We start from the raw sequence: 19,058 nt of genomic DNA, 5'->3' as shown, positions 1-19,058 counted from the left end.
TCACATTAGCTAGTCTTATGCTAACGAAGATCGACGCGTCATTGCTTGGTGCACTGCGCTGCTTCGAGGCGGCGGGCCGTCACCTCAGTTTTACCCGCGCTGCTGAGTCGTTGAGCCTGTCGCAAAGCGCGGTGAGTCAGCAGATGCGTCATCTGGAAGATCGGCTCGGCTATCCGCTGTTTGTGCGCCAGGCGCGCAGTCTCAAACTCACGCGCGAGGGCGCGGCGCTGCTGGAAACCACGGCTCGCGCGCTCAACGATATCGGCCAGACGCTGCAGCGGCTCGCCTTGCCAGCAGCACCGCTGCAGGTCAGTTGCCTGCCTTCGTTCGCGCTTCAATGGCTGATGCCACGGCTAGGCACCTTCATGCAGCAGCACGAGGAGGTGCCGGTGCGCCTGATGGCGGAGTTCCAGGCGCTGGACCGGCTGTCGATGGAAGCGGCGGATATTGACATCGCCATTCGCTACGATGCGGCGCGTTACCGGCGTTTGCAGGCCGAGATCCTGATGGACGAGTACCTCGTGCCGGTCGCCACGCCTGAATATCTGGCGCTGCATCCGAAGCTCGCGGCGGGCGTTTCGCTGGACGGCGCAGTGCTGCTGCACGATGCCGCGCCGTGGTCCGGAGCGGAGCCGTTCTGCGAGTGGCGAACCTGGCTGGAAGCGGTCCACCCAGAGTGGCTGGCGCAAATCGACGGGCCGCAATTCAATTTTTCCAGCCTCGCGATTAGTGCGGCGTTGAGCCATCAGGGCGTGGCGATGGGCCGCGCGGCGCTGGTTCATGATGAAATCCGCAGCGGGCGGCTGGTCAATGTTTTTGGCCGTGCGGTGCGCGCGCCGGCGCGCTATGTGCTGCTCTCCCAGCGGTCCGGAGATCGTCGTGCAGGTGTTTTTGCGGCCTGGCTGAAGCAGGAATGCGAGCGGTTCGTCAAAACTCGCTCGCTGCTGTTCGGACGCGCGCGTTTGTCGTCGCGTTGAGTCCCGGCCGCCTTGTGTCTATCGGCGCGGGGGCGCCCTGCGGGTTTCGCTGCGGCCAGCAGCGGCCGTATCCGGACGCCGGTCCAGAAAACTCTCGTGCAGATCGGTCATGAACACATTGAGAATCGCTGGCGGGGCCGTGGCCTTGCGCGTCGCCGCACAAAAGGGCGATTGCATGCCGTAACGCCCGGGGCCGATCTGCCGCATCTCGCCACGCTCCACCCAGTGCGCGGCGTAGTGCGTGGGCAGAAAGCCGATATACGCGCCCGAGAGAATCAATATGGCCTGGGCTTCGACATTGTCCACCGTTGCCGCCGCTTTGCTCGCACTCAGCATTTTCAGATCGTGCTGCTGATAATAGCCGCGCGCGACGATGCGGCTCGCTGCCAGCGCCTCCTGCGGCACATCGCCGTCAAGCGCCGCATCGAATAGCGCGTGACCCTTACCGCAATAGAGCCCGTCGGGTTCGAGATAGAGATCGAAGTAGTTCAGGCCCGGCACATGAATCGGGAAATGGCCGATCGCGACATGCAACCGCCCGTCCAGCACGCGTTCCTCCAGCTCGGCAGGCGTGCCGATATAAACGTCGACATGAACGTCGTGACCCCTCGACACGAACTTCTTGAGGGTTTGCGGCAATAACGCGGTGGAGTCCGTCACGGTGTTGTCGATGATGCCCAGATACAGCCGCCCGGCAATATGCTGCTTCAACGCGTCGGTGTCCATGCAGAACGCCTCGACCGCCACCTGCAGGCGCTGGGCCGCCTCATAGGTCGCGATGCCATGTTCCGTGAGACGGAAGCCGCTGCGGCCCCGCTCGCACAGCTTGAGGCCGAGCCGCGTTTCGAGCGTGGTCATCTGCTCGCTGATCGTCGACTGGCTGACGTTCAGGCTTGCCTGGGCAGCGGAAAAGCCGCCGCATCGCACGACATGCATGAAAACCCTGAGTAGCTTGAGATCCACGTCCTGAAGCTGAACCATCGTTCTTGTTCTCCCGCCATCGCTTGCTTCGGAAATTCCGATATATACATCTGTTAGCCGGGATTTTCGACCAAAAATAATCCGCCCATAGTGTCTCCCAGAATGACTGCCCGAAAAAATCCCTGGCGGTCATCGATCTCTCGACGCATCCAAACTGGAGACACTCATGCAGGCCAACACCTACGAAACCGGGCGGCTCGACCTGCCTTTCGTCGGACATTGCACGTTCGCGAAGTCGCCGGTCTGTCTCGACTGGGACCGTATCGACGCCGATGTCGCGATCCTTGGCGCGCCCAACGACATGGGCACGCAATGGCGCTCCGGCGCGCGCTTCGGCCCGCGCAGCATCCGGGAAGCCTCGACGCTGTTTTCGTTCGGGCACTCTGGCGCCTACGACCACGAAGACGACGCGCTCTACCTGACGCGCGAGCAGTTGCGCATGGTGGACGTGGGCGACGCCGACATTGTTCATACCGATATGGCGTCGAGCAATGCCAATATCGAAGCTGCAGTTCGCAAGATTCTTGCGTGCGGCGCCATGCCCGTGACGCTCGGCGGCGATCATTCCATTCACGCGCCCGTGATGAAGGCATTCGAGGGACGCGGCCCGATTCACATTATTCACTTCGACGCGCATCTGGATTTCGTCGACGAACGGCACGGTGTGCGCTATGGGCATGGCAACCCGTTGCGGCGCGCTTCGGAAATGGAGCACATCGTCGGCATGACGCAACTGGGTATTCGCAACGTGTCCTCGTCTAACCGTAGCGACTACGATGCGGCGCGCGCGGCGGGTTCCGACATTCTCTCGGTGCGCGACGTGCGCCGGCTCGGCACGCAGGGCGTGCTGGAGCGCATTCCTGACTGCGCCGCGTACTACATCACGATCGACATCGACGGATTCGATCCATCGATTGCGCCTGGCACCGGCACGCCGAGCCACGGCGGTTTTACGTACTACGAAGTTCTGGAAATCATCCAGGCCATCGTGCGCCGCAGCGGCGGCAACGTGGTCGGCATGGATCTCGTGGAGGTCGCGCCTGCGTACGATCCCGCAGGCGTCACGCCGATTCTCGCGGCGCAGCTTCTGATGAATTCGATTGGCTTCATCTTTCACGAACGCAGCAAGCGCCGTCGTTGAGACGGACGCCAGCACAATCAGGAGACGACATTGGAAGCGACGGTACGACATTATCTGGAGCGGTTTGGCGTGCGCGAGGACACGAAGCGCTTTCTCGATCAAGCGCAGCGCATGTATATCGGCGGCGCATTCGTGAGCGGCGGCGAAGGCGAGACGCTCGACGTCGTCGAGCCCTCCACAGAAGGCGTCATCACGCAGATACCGCTTGCCACGACGGCGGATCTCGAGCGCGCGGTAGCGGCGGCGCGCGCGCAGTTCGATAACGGTGCATGGCGACGCCTCAAGCCGCTTGAACGCGAACGGTTGCTGCACCGGCTTGCCGATCTGATCGAAGCGCACGCCGACGAACTCGCCGAGATCGAATCGATCGATGTCGGCAAGTCGGTGAGCCACGCACGCGACGTGGATGTGCAGGGCACTATCGATACGTTTCGTTATTTCGCAGGCTGGGCCTCCAAACTGCACGGACGCACCGTCGAGCCTTCGCTGCCGGGCCACTACCTTGCGTACACGCGCAAGGAACCCGTGGGTGTGGTCGGCATCATCGTGCCGTGGAATTTCCCGCTGCAAACGCTGGCCTGGAAACTTGCCGCTGCACTTGCGGTGGGGTGCACGGCCGTGATCAAGCCCGCGGAATTGACGTCGCTTTCGACGCTGCGTTTTGCCCAGCTTGTGCAGGAAGCGGGCTTTCCGGAGGGCGTCGTGAATGTCGTGACCGGACGCGGCAACGTGATCGGCGCGGCGATGGCGCGTCACCCCGGCATCGACAAATTGACCTTCACCGGCTCGACGGCGGTGGGCCGCGACGTCGGCGGCGCGGCGGTAGCGGGCATCAAGCGCGTCACGCTTGAGCTGGGCGGCAAATCGCCGGTGCTGGTGCTCGACGATGCGGACATTGCGGCCGCTGTGCGCGGCGTGGCGAACGGCATGTTCTTCAATGCAGGGCAGGTGTGCGACGCGGGCAGCCGGCTCTATGTGCAGCGCGGCATTCACGACCGCTTCCTCGCCGAACTGATCGACTATACGCGCACGCTGACAATCGCTCCCGGGCTAGATCGCGACTGCTTTATCAGCCCGCTCGTATCGGCACAGCAGAAGGCGCGTGTGATGTCCTATGTCGATGTGGGCCGCAAGGAGGGTGCGGAACTGGTATGCGGCGGCAACCGGCTGGACGGCGCGGGCTACTTCGTGGCGCCCACGATCTTCGCCCATTGCCGCGCGGATATGCGCATCGTGCAGGAGGAAATCTTCGGCCCGGTGCTGGTGAGCGCACCGTTCGACGATGTCGATGAGGCTGTTGCGCTGGCGAATGCGTCGCCTTATGGCCTTGCTGCGGCGATCTATTCGCGCGACCTGAACCGCGTGCACGGCCTCGTGCCGAAGCTGCGCGCGGGCAACGTGTACGTGAACGCGCACAGCACGATCGATCCTGCGATGCCGTTTGGCGGCTTCAAGGAATCGGGTTTCGGCAAGGATCTCGGCGCGGAGCAGCTCGATTCCCTGATGGAGACGAAGGCCGTCTGGATCACGCTGAACGAGGCGTAACGCCGCGTCGCTCCCGCTTCGTCAACACGCGGCGAGCGGCCCTGCGCGCATGAACCCGGCACGCGGGCCGCTTCGCCTTATCGCAGCATCCTCCATTACGACATGGGGCACACGATGGCAGCAAATGACAGAGTCGCGGCATCGATTGCCGCCGATAGCGAGCACGGCGCGATCGAGGGACGCTCGATCGACTTCGTTCCGGAAAGCGAGCGGACCGACCGGCTATCGCGGCAGGGACCGTTCTGGTTTCTCGGCAATTTCACGTTCTTCACCATGACCATCGGCTTTGTCGGACCCAGCGTAGGCTTGAGCGCGCTGTGGACGACGGTGGCGGGCACGCTCGGCATCATGTTCGGCACCTTGTTCATGGCGTTCCACGGTTCGCAGGGCCCGCATCTGGGGCTGCCGCAGATGATCCAGTCGCGCGCGCAGTTCGGCTATCGCGGCGTGGTGCTCGTACTGCTCGCCACGCTGTTCGTGTTTGCCGGTTTCAATATCGTCAATCTCGTGTTGATGATGCAGGGCCTCAAGGCGCTGTTCGGCTGGGACCCGCTCAAGGTTGCCCTGGTTGTTACGGTGCCGGCGACGGTGCTGGCCATTCTCGGCCACGACTGGATGCATCGCAGCTTCAAGTGGGCGCTGTATCTTTCGCTGCCGCTATATGGCTTTGTCACGCTCGCGATCCTCCTGCACTGGGTCCCCGATGCGCCGCTGCCGGCAGTCGCGCCCGGCACGCCCGCGCCTGCGCCGCTCGGTTTCGTCTGGACCGGCTTCATCACGCAGTTCGCCGCTGCGGCCAGCTATAACATTGCTTACGCGCCTTATGTATCCGACTATTCGCGTTATCTGCCGAAAAACACGCCAAGCGGCAGGCTGATCGCCGCCGTGTTCCTTGGGGCGTCGCTTTCGGGGGCGTGGATGATCGCGGTGGGTGGCTGGCTGGGCGACCATCTGCACGCCACGGACGTGCTCGTCGCGCTCAACCAGGTGGGCAGCGATCTGTCGCCGCGCCTGGGCAGTGTGGTGGTGGCGGTGACGATCGTGGCGTTTTTGCCTGTGATCGCGATGAACATCTACAGCGCCAAGCTCACGGCAATCACCGGCGTCGATTCGTTCCGGAAGATCGAGCCCACGGCCAGAGTGCGTGTGCTGGCTATTTTCTTCGTCGTGCTGCTCCAGCTGGGCGTCGCACTCAGCATCTATACGTCAGGCAAGGGGCTATCGGTGCTGAACATCTATCTGGTTGTAATGCTTTACTTCCTCGTTCCGTGGACCGCCGTGAACCTCACGGACTACTTCTTCGTGCGCCGTGGCCGCTATGCGATTCCGCACTTCTTCCTGCCACATAACAACATTTACGGCACATGGGGAGTGCGAGGGCTGATGTCATACGCGATCGGGTTCGCCGCGATGGTCCCGTTCTTCTGCATCTTCGATGGCGCCAATGAAGTCTATGTCGGCCCGTTTGCGCGGGCGATGGGCAGCGTGGACCTGGCATGGCTGGTCGGGTTGTTCGTGTCGGGCATCGCGTATTACCTGCTGAGCCGCTCCCTCGATCTTCGCCGCGAGGACGCCATCATCGCGCACATTGAAAAGACCATGCCTCAATACACAACGGGCGAACAGCGTTTTTAAAAAACGCCTTGGTAATCAGGACAACGAATCAGGAAATCATCATGGCAAGCGAGCAATACGACTACATCATCGTGGGGGCCGGGTCGGCAGGCTGCGTTCTGGCCAACCGGCTCACTGAGGACCCTTCGGTCAGCGTGCTGGTCCTGGAGTACGGCGGCAGCGACCGCAGCATCATCATTCAGATGCCAAGCGCGTTTTCCTTGCCGATGAATACGCGCAAATACAACTGGAAATATCAGACCGCGCCGGAGCCGCATCTGAACGGACGCCAGTTGCATTGTCCGCGCGGCAAGGTACTGGGGGGCTCATCGTCGATCAACGGACTGGTCTACATTCGCGGCCATGCTTACGACTTCGACGAATGGGAAGCGTTGGGCGCGCGCGGCTGGGGCTATCGCAATTGCCTGCCGTATTTTCGTCGCGCCGAGAGCTACAAGTTCGGCGGGGATCAGTATCGCGGAGATAACGGGCCGCTCTCCACGAACAACGGCAACAACATGAAGAACCCGCTGTACGGCGCATGGGTGGAAGCGGGCGTGCAGGCCGGCTACATCCATACTGACGACTGCAACGGGCAGACGCAGGAAGGGTTTGGCGCGATGCACATGACCGTGAAGGACGGCGTGCGCTGGTCCACGGCAAACGCCTATCTGCGCCCGGCGATGAGCCGGCCCAATCTGCATGTGGTGACGAATGCGATGACGCGGCAAGTGATCGTCGAGGGCAAACGTGCTGTCGGCGTGGTCTATGAACGGGGCGGCGTGACCCACACGGCGCACTGCCGCGCCGAGGTCCTGATCTCTTCGGGGCCGATCGGTTCGCCTCATCTGCTGCAGCGCTCCGGCATCGGACCCGCCGACGTATTGCGCAAGGCCGGCGTGCAGGTCAAGCACGCGTTGCCGGGTGTCGGCATGAATCTGCAGGATCACGCCGAGATCTACATCCAATACGCGTGCAAGGAGCCGGTGACGCTCAACGGCCACATGGATCCCTGGCACAAATTGCTGATCGGATTGCGCTGGCTGCTGTTCAAGGATGGCCTGGGCGCCAGCAATCATTTCGAGGCGGGCGGCTTTATCCGTTCAGAAGCGGGGCTGCGATGGCCCGACATCCAGTTCCATTTTCTGCCGGCCGCCATGCGTTATGACGGCGACAAACCGTTCAAGGGACATGGCTTCATGGTGCTGACCGGGCCGAACAAGCCTAAGAGTCGCGGGCATGTGCGGCTTGTGTCAGCCGATCCTTATGCGCATCCCGAGATTCGCTTCAATTACCTCGATCGCGAAGAGGACCGCGAAGGCTTCCGGCGCTGTGTGCGACTCACGCGCGAGATCATCGGGCAGCCTGCGATGGATCGTTTCCGCGATGTCGAACTTGCGCCCGGCCCCGACGTGCAGACCGACGACGAAATCGACGCATTCGTGCGGGCCAATCTGGAAAGCACCATGCATCCGTGCGGTTCGTGCCGCATGGGCGAGGATGACCAGGCCGTGGTGGACTCCGAACTGCGTGTGCGCGGCATGTCTGGCTTGCGGGTGATCGATTCTTCGGTCTTCCCGACCGAGCCGAACGGCAATCTGAACGCGCCGACCATCATGCTCGCGGAACGGGCGTCCGATCTCGTGCGCGGCAAATCGATGCTGCCGCCATCGGATGCAGCGGTCGGGCTGGCGGAAGGCTGGGAGACGCGGCAGCGCACGCGAGAGCCGAAGCGGCAGATTTATCGCGCTGAGTACAGCGAGACGCAGGGCTAGGGATCGCATCGGCACGTCATACGCGCCGATGCTTTATTCCTCAGCACTTGACGCACCGGAATCCCGCATAAACATACTGATATCTAGGTTGGAACCAGTTGCGGAATGTCGGGCGCAACATGCAGGCGGCGGTGCGGGGAGAGCCGCCTTTCATTGCGTAGTGCTGACCATCGAAGAAGTTTGCCGAATACCCTTCGTAGAACGGGAACGCCTCGAATCCCGGCAGTGGCCCGAACACCGTCGAGGTCCATTCCCAGCCGTTGCCATAGAGCCCTTCAACGCCCCAGGTGCTCGCGCTATCCGGTGACGCGTCCACTGCCACCGGGTTCCAGTTGCGGAAATCGAAGTTATCGGTCGCGCCGGGCAGCGCGCCATGCGCCGCACGCTGCCACTGCGCCTCGCCCGGCAGGCACGCGCCGCGCCAGCGCGCGAACGCGCTAGCCTCGGCGTGACTAACATAGACCGGCCAGGCCAGCGGTAGCGGAATATCCTCGAACATCGTGCGCAGACGCCAGCCGCCGTTTGCGCCAATTGCGCCATTCGCGTCATTTGCATCGCGCACCCAGAACACCGGATGCTCGATACCTTCCGCTTCTTTCCATGCCCAGTTGGCGTCGTCCCACAAATCTTTGCGTTGGTATCCGCCATCGGCGACAAAATCGAGGTACGCGCCGTTGGACACCATATAGCGATCGATTTCGAACGCCGGAACTTCCTCCTGCTTTTCGCCAAACTCGTTGTCCCAGCCGAAGACGCCGCGTTCCTGTGTCATGCCGAGCTCGGTGCGACCCGCCGGCACCGCGACCATCGCGGGCTTCGCTGCATAAAGATGGTCCGCGATCGCCCGCGCGCCCGCAGGCGCCTCTTTTTGCGCAAACGGCAACTGGTGGAGCATGTACGCCAACGTCTCCACATGCATCAGACGGTGTTCGATCGCCACATTGAGCAGCTTTGCCGGCGTATCGTGCTGCGGCGCGTCATGGGGCAGATCGAGCGCGGCGAGTTGCTCGTCGATGCGTGTGCGGGCGTCGCGGGCGTAGGCGCGCACTTCGGTCATGCGCGGCCAGTCGGCGGGCGTATCGGTGGGGAGGGCGCCATCGACGGGATCGATACCGAACGCGAACAACTGGTCGAGGCGCGCGTCGGCCGACGGCAGGTGGAACAGGCGTTGATCGAACAGATTGCGATCGAACGCTTCCAGATGGCCGATATAGAACACGATGCGGTGGCGCTCGCGGATCGGGCGCTCGTACAGGAATTCGGGCTTGACGATGTCGAAGAGGGCGTCGCTGGCGGCGCGGGCTTCGGCGAGCCGGGCGGCGAGCGTGGGGGTGAGCGGGAGCTGCATTGCGGCGAGTCTCCAGACGTGAGCGGTGTGTTTGAGAATGTAACCCGCTGCGCAGGAGTTGTGCCAACGCGCCTTCATCTGTCATAACGAACGCGCCGCCCGAAGGGGGCGGCGCGCTGCCAAAACCCCATCCGGGCGTCTGGCGGACGCTTCAGAGGTGGCGCAAGCCTTCAAGGTCGATGATGCGGATGAGCTTGCCCTGAGCGTCGATCAGGCCGCGCTTTTGAAATCTTGACAAGGTACGGCTGACCGTTTCGAGCGTCATGCCCAGATAGCTGCCCATGTCTTCACGCGTCATACGCAGGTTGAATTCCGCATACGAGTAGCCGCGCTGGCCGTTGCGCTCCGATACGTCGAGCAGGAAGGCGGCCACGCGTTCGTCGGCGGAAAGCGAGCCTAGCACCATCATCTGCGACGACTCGCGGATCAACTGCTCGCTCATGAGGCGGTGCAGCCGGTCCTGCATCGCGCTGGTCTCGCGGCACATATGCTTGAGCGCCGAGTAGGGGATGATGCACACGGAGCTATCTTCGAGCGCGGTGGCGCTCCAGGAGTGGAATTCCGTGCTGATCCCGTCAATGCCTAGCGGGTCGCCGGCGAGACGCAGGCCCGTGACCTGTTCGCGGCCGTCACGATGTGCCATGACGGTCTTGAGCGAACCGGAACGCACGGCGTAAAGCGTGTCGAACTGGTCGCCGGCGCGATAGAGCGATTCGCCGCGGCGCACGCTGCGCGCGTTGCAGATGAGCGCTTCCAGTTTGGGCAGATCGTCGAGCGCCAGACCTTGAGGCATGCACAGATGCCGCATCGCGCAGCTCGAGCAACGCGCGGTGGTGCGCGGGCTGGCCGCGGGCGTGCGGACGCCACGGCGCGCGGTGGTGTGTGTAACGGCGTTTGAGGTCGGCATTGAATCGCTCCTGTGATCGGTTCTGGAGCAATCTTGACCTCGTTCAAATCTTAAAAAGGCGACAAAACGCCACGCTTTTGAGATGCCGGCGCTTGCGCCTTGTCAGATACTGGTTTCGCGGAAAATGATCAGGCGCAAGCAGGTGGCAAAAGGCATCGATCGGGGGCTTATCTTTTTATTCGGCGTCCGATTCGGGGGCGCCGGCGGCGGTCGGGATCAGCAACACGGGCAGCGTCGATTGGCGCACGCAGCGCTCGGCCACGCTACCAAGGATCAGACGCTGGAAACCGCGCCGTCCGTGCGTGCCCATCACGATGAGGTCGGCGCCTTGAGCCTTTGCGGCGTCCAGCACCAGCGTGGGGACGTCGTCGAGCGAGGAGGCTTCGCCCGTCACCATGGCGCCTTGCACGCCGCGCGCGCTCATCGCCTTGTCCATGTCCTCGGCGAGCTCCTTCCCCTGGGCAATCATCTGGTTGCGCAGGATCGACGGATCGTAGCCGGGTGCGTCGAAATACATCGGCGTGTTTTCGATCACATAGAACGGCTGCAGGGTCGAGCCCATCGCTTTCGCCAGATCGAGCGCGGCTTCGAATGCGCGGCGCGACGTTTCGCTGCCGTCGACCGCGACCAGAATGCGTTTATACATGGAACCTCCGTTGGTGTTGAACGGCGATGCGCGCCGACCGCGCAAAGGGTGCGCTGGCGGGCTGCAGGGCTTGTTGCGATCTCTCTTCAGCTTAATGGATCGGCCCAAAAGATGCAGTGCCGCTGTATGAAATATGGAAGACGGATGAAGGAGATCAACTGGGGGCGTGTCGGAAGACGACGGGGGAATTCTGTCGGAATAGACTGGACGGTTAGGGCGCAGCAGCCGGGCTAAACGATTTCGTCCGGTTGCGCCCGCAACGCCAGGCCGTTATCGTTGCGTCTCTTTCGCATTCCCGCGCCGCAGCATTCCCTACCCGTGACTTCTACCCATTCCCCCTTGCCGTTTCGCGACGCGCTGCTGGCCATGCTCGGCATTGGCCTCGTCAATATGCTGGTCGCGCTCGATCAGACCGTCGTCAGTACCGCTTTGCCGTCGATCGTCGCCGAACTGCACGGCTTCCAGTATTACGCGTGGATCGCAAGCGCCTATCTGCTGGCATCGGTTGTGACCGTGCCGGTGTTCGGCCGGCTCGGCGATTATTTTGGGCGCAAGCGTTTCGTGCTGGCGGCCGTGATCGTGTTCACGGTGGCTTCGGTGCTGTGCGGCCTCGCGACCGATATGCGTTTTCTGGCGGCGGCGCGGGCGTTGCAGGGCATCGGTGGCGGAATGATGGTGGGCACCGCGTTCGCCTCGATTCCCGATCTCTTTCCTGATCCGCGCGCACGTGTGCGCTGGCAGGTGGTGATGGCGGCGGCCTACGGCATCGGCACGGCGGCGGGGCCGTCGTTGGGCGGCTGGCTCTCCGAGCATTTCGGCTGGCGCTCGACCTTCATGGTGAATCTGCCGGTGGGCGCGCTAGCGCTGTATTTCATCTGGGCACACTTGCCGGCGTATCGTCCCGCGCGCACGGGCGAAGTGCGCATCGACTGGACCGGCGCGGTGCTGGTCGCGCTGGTGCTGGGCGGATTTCAGACCGTCATCGAGGCGGTGCCCAAAGACGGGCTCACGCCCGGCAATCTGGTGCTGATCGTGCTGGTGCTGATCGGCGCGGCCGCGTTGCTCGTCTGCGAGCGGCGCGCCACGCACCCGATCATCCCGCTCGATCTCTTTCGCGATCCGCAGCTCGTCACGCTGTTCACCTTGTCGACGCTGTCCGGCTTCGTGATGTTCTCGCTGATTTTCTTCGCGCCGTTGCTGCTGCAAGGCGGCTTTGGGCTTTCGCCGCAGCAAGCCGGTCTGCTGGCGACGCCGATTGCGGCGTGTATCGCGCTTGGCAGCCTCGTCAACACGCGCATCGTGATCCACCTGAAAAAGCCAACCGCCATCCTGAGCGTGGGGTTCGGTCTGCTGGTGGTGGCTTCGGTCGGGCTGGCGTTCACGACGCGCACGACTTCTTATCTGTGGCTCGAACTTTCGATGGCCGCGGTGGGCATCGGGCTCGGCTTCATTCTCAATAATCTCAATATCTTCGGGCAGGAAATCGCCGGGCGCGAGCGCTTTGGCATTACCACGGCGCTGCTGCAATCGACGCGCATGGTGGGTGGCATGCTCGGCACGAGCATCGTGGCGACGATCGTGAACCATCGCTATGCGGCCGGCATTGGCGACGCGCTTGCCGTGCTGGGCGCACCGGGGGCGGCGCGCTGGCAGCCGCAGCTGTCGGACCCGCGCGTGTTGATCGACCCTGCGCTGCGCGACGGGCTGACGCTCCATATGAAGAGCGCGGGGCTCGACGGCGCGGCGCTGATCGAGGCGGTGCGGCATGTGCTGGTCGACGCCATTCATCTGGGCATCGGCCTGACCGGCCTGGCTGCGCTGGTTGCGGCGCTGTGCGTGCGCCGCATTTCGCATATCCGTTTCAGCCGCGCCGCCACGCCCGCACCGGCCACTGCGCCGGCTCAATCCGACTGACTGTCGTTTTTATCTCACTCGAACTCCGTGTGAACGATCCGCCCGCTGCGGTGGTTTCGGCCACCTTCGGCACAATTCGTCAGACAAAAGCGTAAGCTAGCTGACGGTGCCACGGACCGCGACACGGAAAACAAGCTCGATGCCGGCTCCGTCATGCGGCGTCGGCCATCTGGCCGAAGAGCGCATTGCGCGTCTGGGCGCTCACGGCAATCTCCAGCGCGACAGCGTTTTCCACGCCGATGCGCACGGGCGCGCCCAGGCGGCCCACCTCGATGCCCGTGCGGCGCAGCATGCGCTCGATCGGCGTTGTCGTGACGGTTACGTAGCGCGAAATGCCCATGCGGTCGGCAAACCAGACCAGCGAGTGGATTGCGCGCATCGTCACTTCAGCGAAGCCGAAAGCCTGCTCGTTACTGGATTCGATGGCGAAGCGGCTAAGTTCCCAGATGTTGCGCCCCGTTGGCGCATCGTTGCCGTGGAGAAGCTGCGGAAAGGTGTCGCGCAGCATGTTGGGGCCTTCGGTGGGCATGAGGCGCCAGCAACCGCGCACTTTACCGCCTCCATCCTGGATCAGCATGTAATGGGGCCCGAGTGCGTCGTAGCCGTCGATTTCCATGCCGGCGATGGTGGGAATATCCCAGCCCATGCGGTCACGAAAAACCCGCGCACGTAGCCGGTACATTTCGTTGATGTCCTCGTTGTCGAATTCCTGACGCAGTCCGATCCGAATCGCAGCTTGCATGACAACTCTCCCTTTTTCGTGTGGAGGGGCAGCGGTATGGATCGAAAGCTATGCGTTATGAATATAAAAAAACACCTATCCAGATAGGTAGGTGCGCAGGGAGGGGCAGTTCTGGAGAATGGCTGGGCGGCAGTCACTCAACAGGCATAACTGACAGCGAGATACAAAATGGAACTTCTGGACAATCAATGGCAGGCGGGCACGAACTCCCTTCACAATGCAGGGGACCTGTCGTCGGTAATCGACCGTGTCCTGATCATCGCGTATCGGAAAAAGAAGAAGGAGAGCCAGCGCCGCTTCTGGGCGCGGTTTGGTGTCACGCAGTCGCGTGGCAGCCGGTTTGAATCGGGCGCGGAAATTCCGCCGCCGGTGTCGATTCTGCTGGGGCTTTACTTCAACAAGACGATTTCTGACGGCGATCTGGGCCGTGCCGAGCGCGTGCTACGCCGCCCGGACATGCCGTCGTCGTCGATGATGATGCTCAGCCCGGGTCAATAAGACCCATCTGGGTGGCAATCACGGCGGCCGCCCGCCGTGAGTTCACGCCGAACTTCCCGCGAATGTTCTTCATGTGGAAGTTCACAACGGCTTCCGAGCAGTTGAGAATGTGCGAAATTTCCCAGGTGGACTTGCCAAGGGCAGTCCACTTGAGACATTCCTTCTCGCGCGGCGTGAGTTTGGGGATCAGGGACTGGGCATGGTCGCCCAGATGCCGCTGACTGGTGTCGAGCACCAGATCCCGCAGCAGCACCAGATTCGGCAGCGCACGGTTGACGTCCTGCCAGAACGAATCCGTCGGATTCGCATCATTGACGAAGCACAGCATGCCCGCCTCCTGGCGCGGGCCATGGATCGGCAGGGTAACGCCGGCACGCAGACCATGAGCGCGTGCTTCTTCGTACATCGTTTGCTGCTGCTCGGTGGCAAACAGTTCCGGCGACCAGATGAGCGGCGAGGACCGCGTTGTGCAGTGCGCAACGGTCGGGTCGAAATACGCCATATTGTGGTCGTTATAGGACTGCCGCCAGGCGGACGAATAGTTCGTGCGGATGAACGCGTCCTCTAGCCGCATACCGGGACGAGGCAGGATCGCCAGCATGACCTGGCCGAAACCCCACGAGCTGGCGAGCTGAGACACCGCGTCGAACCACGCCGAATCTTCGGGGGCGTCGAGCACGGACGACATCTGCTCAATGAAATGTAGAGGCACGTCAAGACTCTCCATCGGCGGTGGGCCAGACCGCAGGCGTCACTCGGGCGATATGCTGCTGCCCTTGCTAGCCTCGCTTCTTATGATGTAACAATTTATCACTAAATTCCGCAATGATCGCCTTTATCCCCCAGAGACGCGGGCTTTGCGCCAGGGATTTGCCCGGGCTTCGGGGAAGTCCCTGGAAGGAAACCGGTCGTTTCTGAACAAAAGTGCCGTTTCCGACCCGCCTGCGCGTGGCGATACGGGCGGCTTGCGGAAATGCATTTCCGCTTTCATTACCGATTTCGCAAATCGCTAAATCGTAATTGGCAATAATTGTTAAGCCATGAAACGGCCTATTCCGGCATTCACGTTAAATCGCCGGGTGCATTTTTTTGCACGCCGCAATTTTCTTATTCAAAACGCATAAAGTTTCGAACTTGCGTATCTCTTTGCGGTAAATGCAACACACCCGCACGACGATATATGTTCGTCATGCGGGTATTCGCGCGCCGTCGTGCGGCAGCGCATCAATTCTTGCGGTGCAACTCGAACACGCGGGTCGGGCGCAGGTGGTTCATTGCGTAATGCAGCCGGCCAGGACTGCGGCGCTGCACGGGCACGCCAGACTCTGATGATTGACCTTCGAGTTCATAGGGTATTTCCGGCGCGGTCATCCCCAGATCGACGGCCTCGAAGTTCGTCTGGGTCGCAAACGGCATGCGGTGGGCCAGGCCTCGGCTATCAAAACCCGCCAGTCCGTCATTGCTCTCGGGCACGCTGTTGTCGAGCGAGGCGTTGCTCGTGGTCTCTTCGTCGGGGCCGATCGGGCTGGCGCCGGCCAGACGTGCGGCTTCGCGGTTCTTGCCGTCGGTATCGACAGTGCTGTCGTGGGTGCGGTCGTTGTGCGACGCTGAGCTGCGCGGGGGCTCGGTCGGGGCCGGCATGGCCGCCGGTCGACGAGTGCCATCGGAAGGAGCCATGGTGTCCTCCATGAAGACGAGTGGTGTCAGCTGGAACCTGCTTCCCGACGCAGCGCAAGAGGCGTTCCAGCGCGCCTGCTGCGAACCCGGAAACCGGCTGAAAAGCAAGCCCGGCCGCCAGGAAAACGCTTCCAGCCGCCGCGCATTTTTTTCTTTGGATCGCCGTATTTCCTGGGAGTATGATCCTCTTTCAACGAGTTGGCGCGCTTTAGATAGACGGCCCGCACGATGGCCGCGCTGTGGCTTTGCCGCACGGTCCTGGACGCGCCTACGAAAAACGGACAAAGGCAGTCAGGGGCGGACGAGACACATGCACTTCGACGCTGCATTCACGCATCGCGGCTATTTGCTCAATTGCGCGCCGGCACGAGCCGGCGACGGCACGTATCAACCCTATGTGGTGATCTCGCGATCGAGCGATGGCGAGCTGGTTGCCAACCGTTTCTTTCCCGCCGAACTGCGCTTTCCCGACGAGGCCGCCGCCATCGCCCATGCGCGCGACTGGGCCGTGCGCTGGATCGACGCGAGCAGCGTGACGCTCTGACTGCCGCAAAGGCGACTCCGGCGAACTCTCAAAAAAAGCGGTAACCTCTGGGGTCGATACACTCCCGGGCGGCGCGTCGTTGCCGTCGCTGCATCACCATGTCCAATTCCGCTTTCCCCGACTGGGGCCTCGAACAGATCGTCGCCGATCTGCGCGCCTCGCGCGAAGAACGTCACCGTACGCGCCATCCGCTCGGCATTCGCGAACTGCCTTCGCGCGAGGCCGTCGTCAACATCGTGGCGGGCCTGCGCGCCGCGCTTTTCCCCACGCACTACGGCGCGCCCGATCTTACTGACGAGAGCGTCGATTACTACGTCGGCCATACGCTCGAAAGCACGCTGCGCCTGCTCGCCGAGCAGATCCGCCGCGCCCTGCGTTTTCTGCCCGAGAATGCCGATGCCAGTGACGAAGTCCTGCGCGCGCGCGCCTTCGAAGTGGCGCGCGAATTCGGCCATCAACTGCCAGATATCCGCGCGCTGCTGGTGAGCGATATTCAGGCCGCCTTCACGGGCGACCCGGCCGCGCAGCACATCACCGAAATCCTGCTCTGCTATCCGGGCGTCTGGGCGATGACGCACCACCGGCTCGCGCATGCATTGCATCGGCTGGGCGTGCCTTTGCTCGCGCGCTTCATCAACGAGATTGCGCATTCGGCGACGGGCATCGATATTCACCCGGGCGCGCAGATCGCGTCGAGTTTCTTTATCGACCACGGCACCGGCGTCGTGATCGGCGAAACGGCGATCATCGGCGAGCGCGTGCGCGTCTATCAGGCGGTGACGCTGGGTGCGAAGAGCTTTGCGGCCGATCTGGACGGCACGCTCGTGAAGGGCAATGCGCGCCATCCGATCGTCGAAGACGACGTGGTGATCTATGCGGGTGCGACCATCCTGGGCCGCGTGACGATCGGGCGCGGGTCGGTGATCGGCGGGAATGTGTGGCTCACGCACAGCGTGCCGCCGGGCAGCAGCGTGCGCCAGGGCAAGATCCGCGAGATCGAGCGCGGCAACGAAGCGCCCTGAAGAAAACCCCTTGTTTTGCGGAGTCGCGCGGGACGTTGTCGAAGCAGCGTCCCGCGCGCGCCTGAGCGATCAGGTATTCGGCACGCTCATCACGCCAGGACTGCCGACGATCGCGAGAAATTCGCGCCGCGTGGACGGGTCGCTGCGGAAGGTGCCGAGCATGCGCGAAGTCACCATCGTCACGCCTGCCTTGTGCACGCCGCGCGTGGACATGCACTGGTGCGCGGCTTCGAGAATCACGCCCACGCCCTTGGGCTGGAGCACTTCATTGAGCGTGTCGGCGATCTGCGCGGTCATCTTCTCCTGGATCTGCAGGCGCTTGGCGAAGGCGTCGACCAGGCGCGCGAGCTTCGAAATCCCCACCACGCGATGTTCGGGCAGATAGGCCACGTGCGCGCGCCCGATGATCGGCACCATATGGTGTTCGCAATAGCTCTCGAAGCGGATGTCCTTCAGCACGATCATCTCGTCGTAACCATCCACTTCCGAGAAAGTGCGCGACAGGATTTCGCGCGGATCGTGCTCGTAGCCCGCGAAAAATTCTTCATAGGCGCGCACGACGCGCGCGGGTGTATCGAGCAGACCTTCGCGCGAGGGATCGTCGCCGGCCCAGCGCAACAACACGCGCACCGCGTCTTCCGCTTCTTCGCGCGAGGGGCGCGTGACGTTCGTTGACGTCGTGGCGACGCTGCTCGCCGTATTGCCCTTCGACTTACGTTTTTTCGTCTTTTCTGCGTTTTTTTCGTCGCTCATGCGTCGGCTCCTATCAGGTGGCCACGCCGCTGCGACGCGCGCCACGAAGGCGCATTGTTCCACGATTCCCGAATGGCCGCGTAACCAGGCCCTTTCACTTCGGCCACTCGTCCGTCGCATCGGCATCGGGTAGACCCCGCCTTGACAAGCGCACATTCACACTCCGATAATGCGCTGGACGTTCGCTAAACGAATCAGTGTTCGTATATAGAACTTTTCGCGATCGGGTGGCGCGGGCTTTCCGCGAGGCGCATCGCTTTCAGGAACAGGCATGATCAACAAGATTTTTGATTCGCTTCAAGCCGCCGTTGCCGGCATTCAGGACGGCGCCACGGTGATGATCGGCGGCTTTGGCACGGCCGGCATGCCGGCGGAACTGATCGACGCGCTGATCGCGCAAGGCTCGAAAGAGCTGACGATCGTGAACAACAACGCCGGTAATGGCGATACGGGCCTGGCCGCGCTGCTCAAGGCCAAACGGGTGCGCAAGATCATCTGCTCGTTTCCGCGCCAGACCGACTCGTATGTGTTCGACGGCCTCTATCGCGCCGGCGAAGTCGAGCTCGAACTGGTGCCGCAAGGCAACCTCGCCGAGCGCATTCGCGCAGCGGGCGCCGGTATCGGCGGCTTCTTCACGCCCACGGGCTACGGCACGAAACTGGCCGAAGGCAAGGAAACGCGCCTGATCGACGGCCGCCACTATGTGCTGGAAGCGCCGCTGCACGCCGACTTCGCGCTGATCAAGGCGTACAAGGGCGACCGCTGGGGCAATCTGGTCTATCGTAAAACGGCGCGCAACTTCGGCCCGATCATGGCGAGCGCCGCGAAGGTCGCGATCGCCCAGGTGTCGGAAATCGTCGAACTGGGCGCGCTGGACCCCGAAAACATCGTGACGCCGGGCATTTTCGTGCAGCGCGTCGTTGAAGTGCCGCAGGCCGCGCACCAAGCGCAGCAAGCCGGCCAGGCCGCCTGAC

18 protein-coding genes are annotated in these 19,058 nt (G+C 62.7%); 10 read left to right on the top strand and 8 right to left on the bottom strand.

The window, feature by feature from the left end; genetic code table 11:
- The first annotated feature begins 17 nt into the window (after positions 1 to 17).
- The gene (locus VG320_RS26320; RefSeq protein WP_327202999.1) at positions 18 to 977 is read left to right on the top strand and encodes a LysR family transcriptional regulator; all 960 of its coding nucleotides are present in this window, start codon (positions 18 to 20) and stop codon (positions 975 to 977) included.
- An 18-nt stretch (positions 978 to 995) separates the two neighbouring features.
- Here VG320_RS26320 and VG320_RS26315 read toward each other — a convergent pair whose 3' ends face one another.
- Positions 996 to 1,958 (bottom strand): LysR family transcriptional regulator, encoded by a 963-nt coding sequence (locus tag VG320_RS26315; protein ID WP_327202998.1) that lies wholly within the window; start codon positions 1,956 to 1,958, stop codon positions 996 to 998.
- A gap of 166 nt (positions 1,959 to 2,124) precedes the next feature.
- On the opposite strand from VG320_RS26315, the gene speB reads away from it, so the two are divergent.
- The 4 genes from speB (at position 2,125) to betA (ending at position 8,033) form a co-directional block, all read left to right on the top strand.
- Entirely contained in the window at positions 2,125 to 3,099 is a 975-nt protein-coding gene (gene speB, locus VG320_RS26310) for an agmatinase (protein ID WP_327202997.1), read from the top strand.
- 30 nt (positions 3,100 to 3,129) lie between these two features.
- Positions 3,130 to 4,644: an aldehyde dehydrogenase family protein gene (locus VG320_RS26305; RefSeq protein ID WP_327202995.1), complete on the top strand. Its 1,515-nt coding sequence runs from the start codon at positions 3,130 to 3,132 to the stop codon at positions 4,642 to 4,644.
- A gap of 114 nt (positions 4,645 to 4,758) precedes the next feature.
- Positions 4,759 to 6,279 carry a purine-cytosine permease family protein gene (locus VG320_RS26300; RefSeq protein WP_327202994.1) on the top strand — a complete coding sequence of 507 codons (1,521 nt, stop codon included), beginning with the start codon at positions 4,759 to 4,761 and terminating at the stop codon, positions 6,277 to 6,279.
- A gap of 41 nt (positions 6,280 to 6,320) precedes the next feature.
- Positions 6,321 to 8,033, top strand: a complete 1,713-nt coding sequence (gene betA / locus VG320_RS26295) for a choline dehydrogenase (RefSeq protein ID WP_327202993.1) — start codon at positions 6,321 to 6,323, stop codon at positions 8,031 to 8,033.
- Positions 8,034 to 8,073: 40 nt separating this feature from the next.
- On the opposite strand, the gene VG320_RS26290 is transcribed toward betA, so the two are convergent.
- The 3 genes from VG320_RS26290 to VG320_RS26280 all read right to left on the bottom strand — a co-directional run bounded on the left by VG320_RS26290 (position 8,074) and on the right by VG320_RS26280 (position 10,934).
- A complete protein-coding gene (locus tag VG320_RS26290) occupies positions 8,074 to 9,381 on the bottom strand; it encodes an SUMF1/EgtB/PvdO family nonheme iron enzyme (RefSeq protein ID WP_327202992.1) in 1,308 nt (435 codons plus the stop codon).
- Positions 9,382 to 9,532: 151 nt separating this feature from the next.
- Positions 9,533 to 10,288, bottom strand: a complete 756-nt coding sequence (locus tag VG320_RS26285; protein WP_327202991.1) for a helix-turn-helix domain-containing protein — start codon at positions 10,286 to 10,288, stop codon at positions 9,533 to 9,535.
- Between the two features lie 175 nt (positions 10,289 to 10,463).
- Entirely contained in the window at positions 10,464 to 10,934 is a 471-nt protein-coding gene (locus tag VG320_RS26280; protein WP_327202990.1) for a universal stress protein, read from the bottom strand.
- Between the two features lie 366 nt (positions 10,935 to 11,300).
- On the opposite strand from VG320_RS26280, the gene VG320_RS26275 reads away from it, so the two are divergent.
- A complete protein-coding gene (locus tag VG320_RS26275) occupies positions 11,301 to 12,848 on the top strand; it encodes an MFS transporter (protein WP_327203013.1) in 1,548 nt (515 codons plus the stop codon).
- A gap of 151 nt (positions 12,849 to 12,999) precedes the next feature.
- Here the strand turns inward: VG320_RS26275 and VG320_RS26270 are convergent, their stop codons facing one another.
- Positions 13,000 to 13,590: an acyl-homoserine-lactone synthase gene (locus VG320_RS26270; RefSeq protein ID WP_167058691.1), complete on the bottom strand. Its 591-nt coding sequence runs from the start codon at positions 13,588 to 13,590 to the stop codon at positions 13,000 to 13,002.
- Positions 13,591 to 13,758: 168 nt separating this feature from the next.
- On the opposite strand from VG320_RS26270, the gene VG320_RS26265 reads away from it, so the two are divergent.
- On the top strand, positions 13,759 to 14,088 hold the full coding sequence (locus tag VG320_RS26265) for an XRE family transcriptional regulator (protein ID WP_327202989.1): 330 nt from the start codon (positions 13,759 to 13,761) through the stop codon (positions 14,086 to 14,088).
- On the opposite strand, the gene VG320_RS26260 is transcribed toward VG320_RS26265, so the two are convergent.
- Together VG320_RS26260 and VG320_RS26255 are read right to left on the bottom strand one after the other, a co-directional pair.
- Entirely contained in the window at positions 14,072 to 14,776 is a 705-nt protein-coding gene (locus VG320_RS26260) for a LuxR family transcriptional regulator (RefSeq protein ID WP_327203012.1), read from the bottom strand. The two genes, VG320_RS26265 and VG320_RS26260, sit on opposite strands and share 17 nt — an antisense overlap.
- Positions 14,777 to 15,312: 536 nt before the next feature.
- Complete coding sequence (locus VG320_RS26255) at positions 15,313 to 15,729, bottom strand: DUF3005 domain-containing protein (RefSeq protein WP_327202988.1); 417 nt, start codon at positions 15,727 to 15,729, stop codon at positions 15,313 to 15,315.
- A 346-nt stretch (positions 15,730 to 16,075) separates the two neighbouring features.
- Between VG320_RS26255 and VG320_RS26250 the strand changes: the two genes are divergently transcribed.
- Both VG320_RS26250 and epsC read left to right on the top strand, forming a co-directional pair.
- Positions 16,076 to 16,309, top strand: a complete 234-nt coding sequence (locus tag VG320_RS26250; protein ID WP_027815329.1) for a hypothetical protein — start codon at positions 16,076 to 16,078, stop codon at positions 16,307 to 16,309.
- Between the two features lie 98 nt (positions 16,310 to 16,407).
- Positions 16,408 to 17,331 (top strand): serine O-acetyltransferase EpsC, encoded by a 924-nt coding sequence (gene epsC, locus VG320_RS26245; protein WP_327202987.1) that lies wholly within the window; start codon positions 16,408 to 16,410, stop codon positions 17,329 to 17,331.
- Positions 17,332 to 17,400: 69 nt separating this feature from the next.
- On the opposite strand, the gene folE is transcribed toward epsC, so the two are convergent.
- Positions 17,401 to 18,084: a GTP cyclohydrolase I FolE gene (gene folE / locus VG320_RS26240; RefSeq protein ID WP_327202986.1), complete on the bottom strand. Its 684-nt coding sequence runs from the start codon at positions 18,082 to 18,084 to the stop codon at positions 17,401 to 17,403.
- A 271-nt stretch (positions 18,085 to 18,355) separates the two neighbouring features.
- Here folE and VG320_RS26235 point away from each other — a divergent pair, with 271 nt between their 5' ends.
- Positions 18,356 to 19,057: a 3-oxoacid CoA-transferase subunit A gene (locus VG320_RS26235; RefSeq protein ID WP_327202985.1), complete on the top strand. Its 702-nt coding sequence runs from the start codon at positions 18,356 to 18,358 to the stop codon at positions 19,055 to 19,057.
- Position 19,058: the final 1 nt, after the last annotated feature.

It is taken from the genome of Paraburkholderia sp., from assembly GCF_035948235.1.
Classification (GTDB): domain Bacteria; phylum Pseudomonadota; class Gammaproteobacteria; order Burkholderiales; family Burkholderiaceae; genus Paraburkholderia.
The sequence above is the reverse complement of the archived record's forward strand: the minus strand, read 5'-3'. Positions and strand labels throughout refer to the sequence as shown.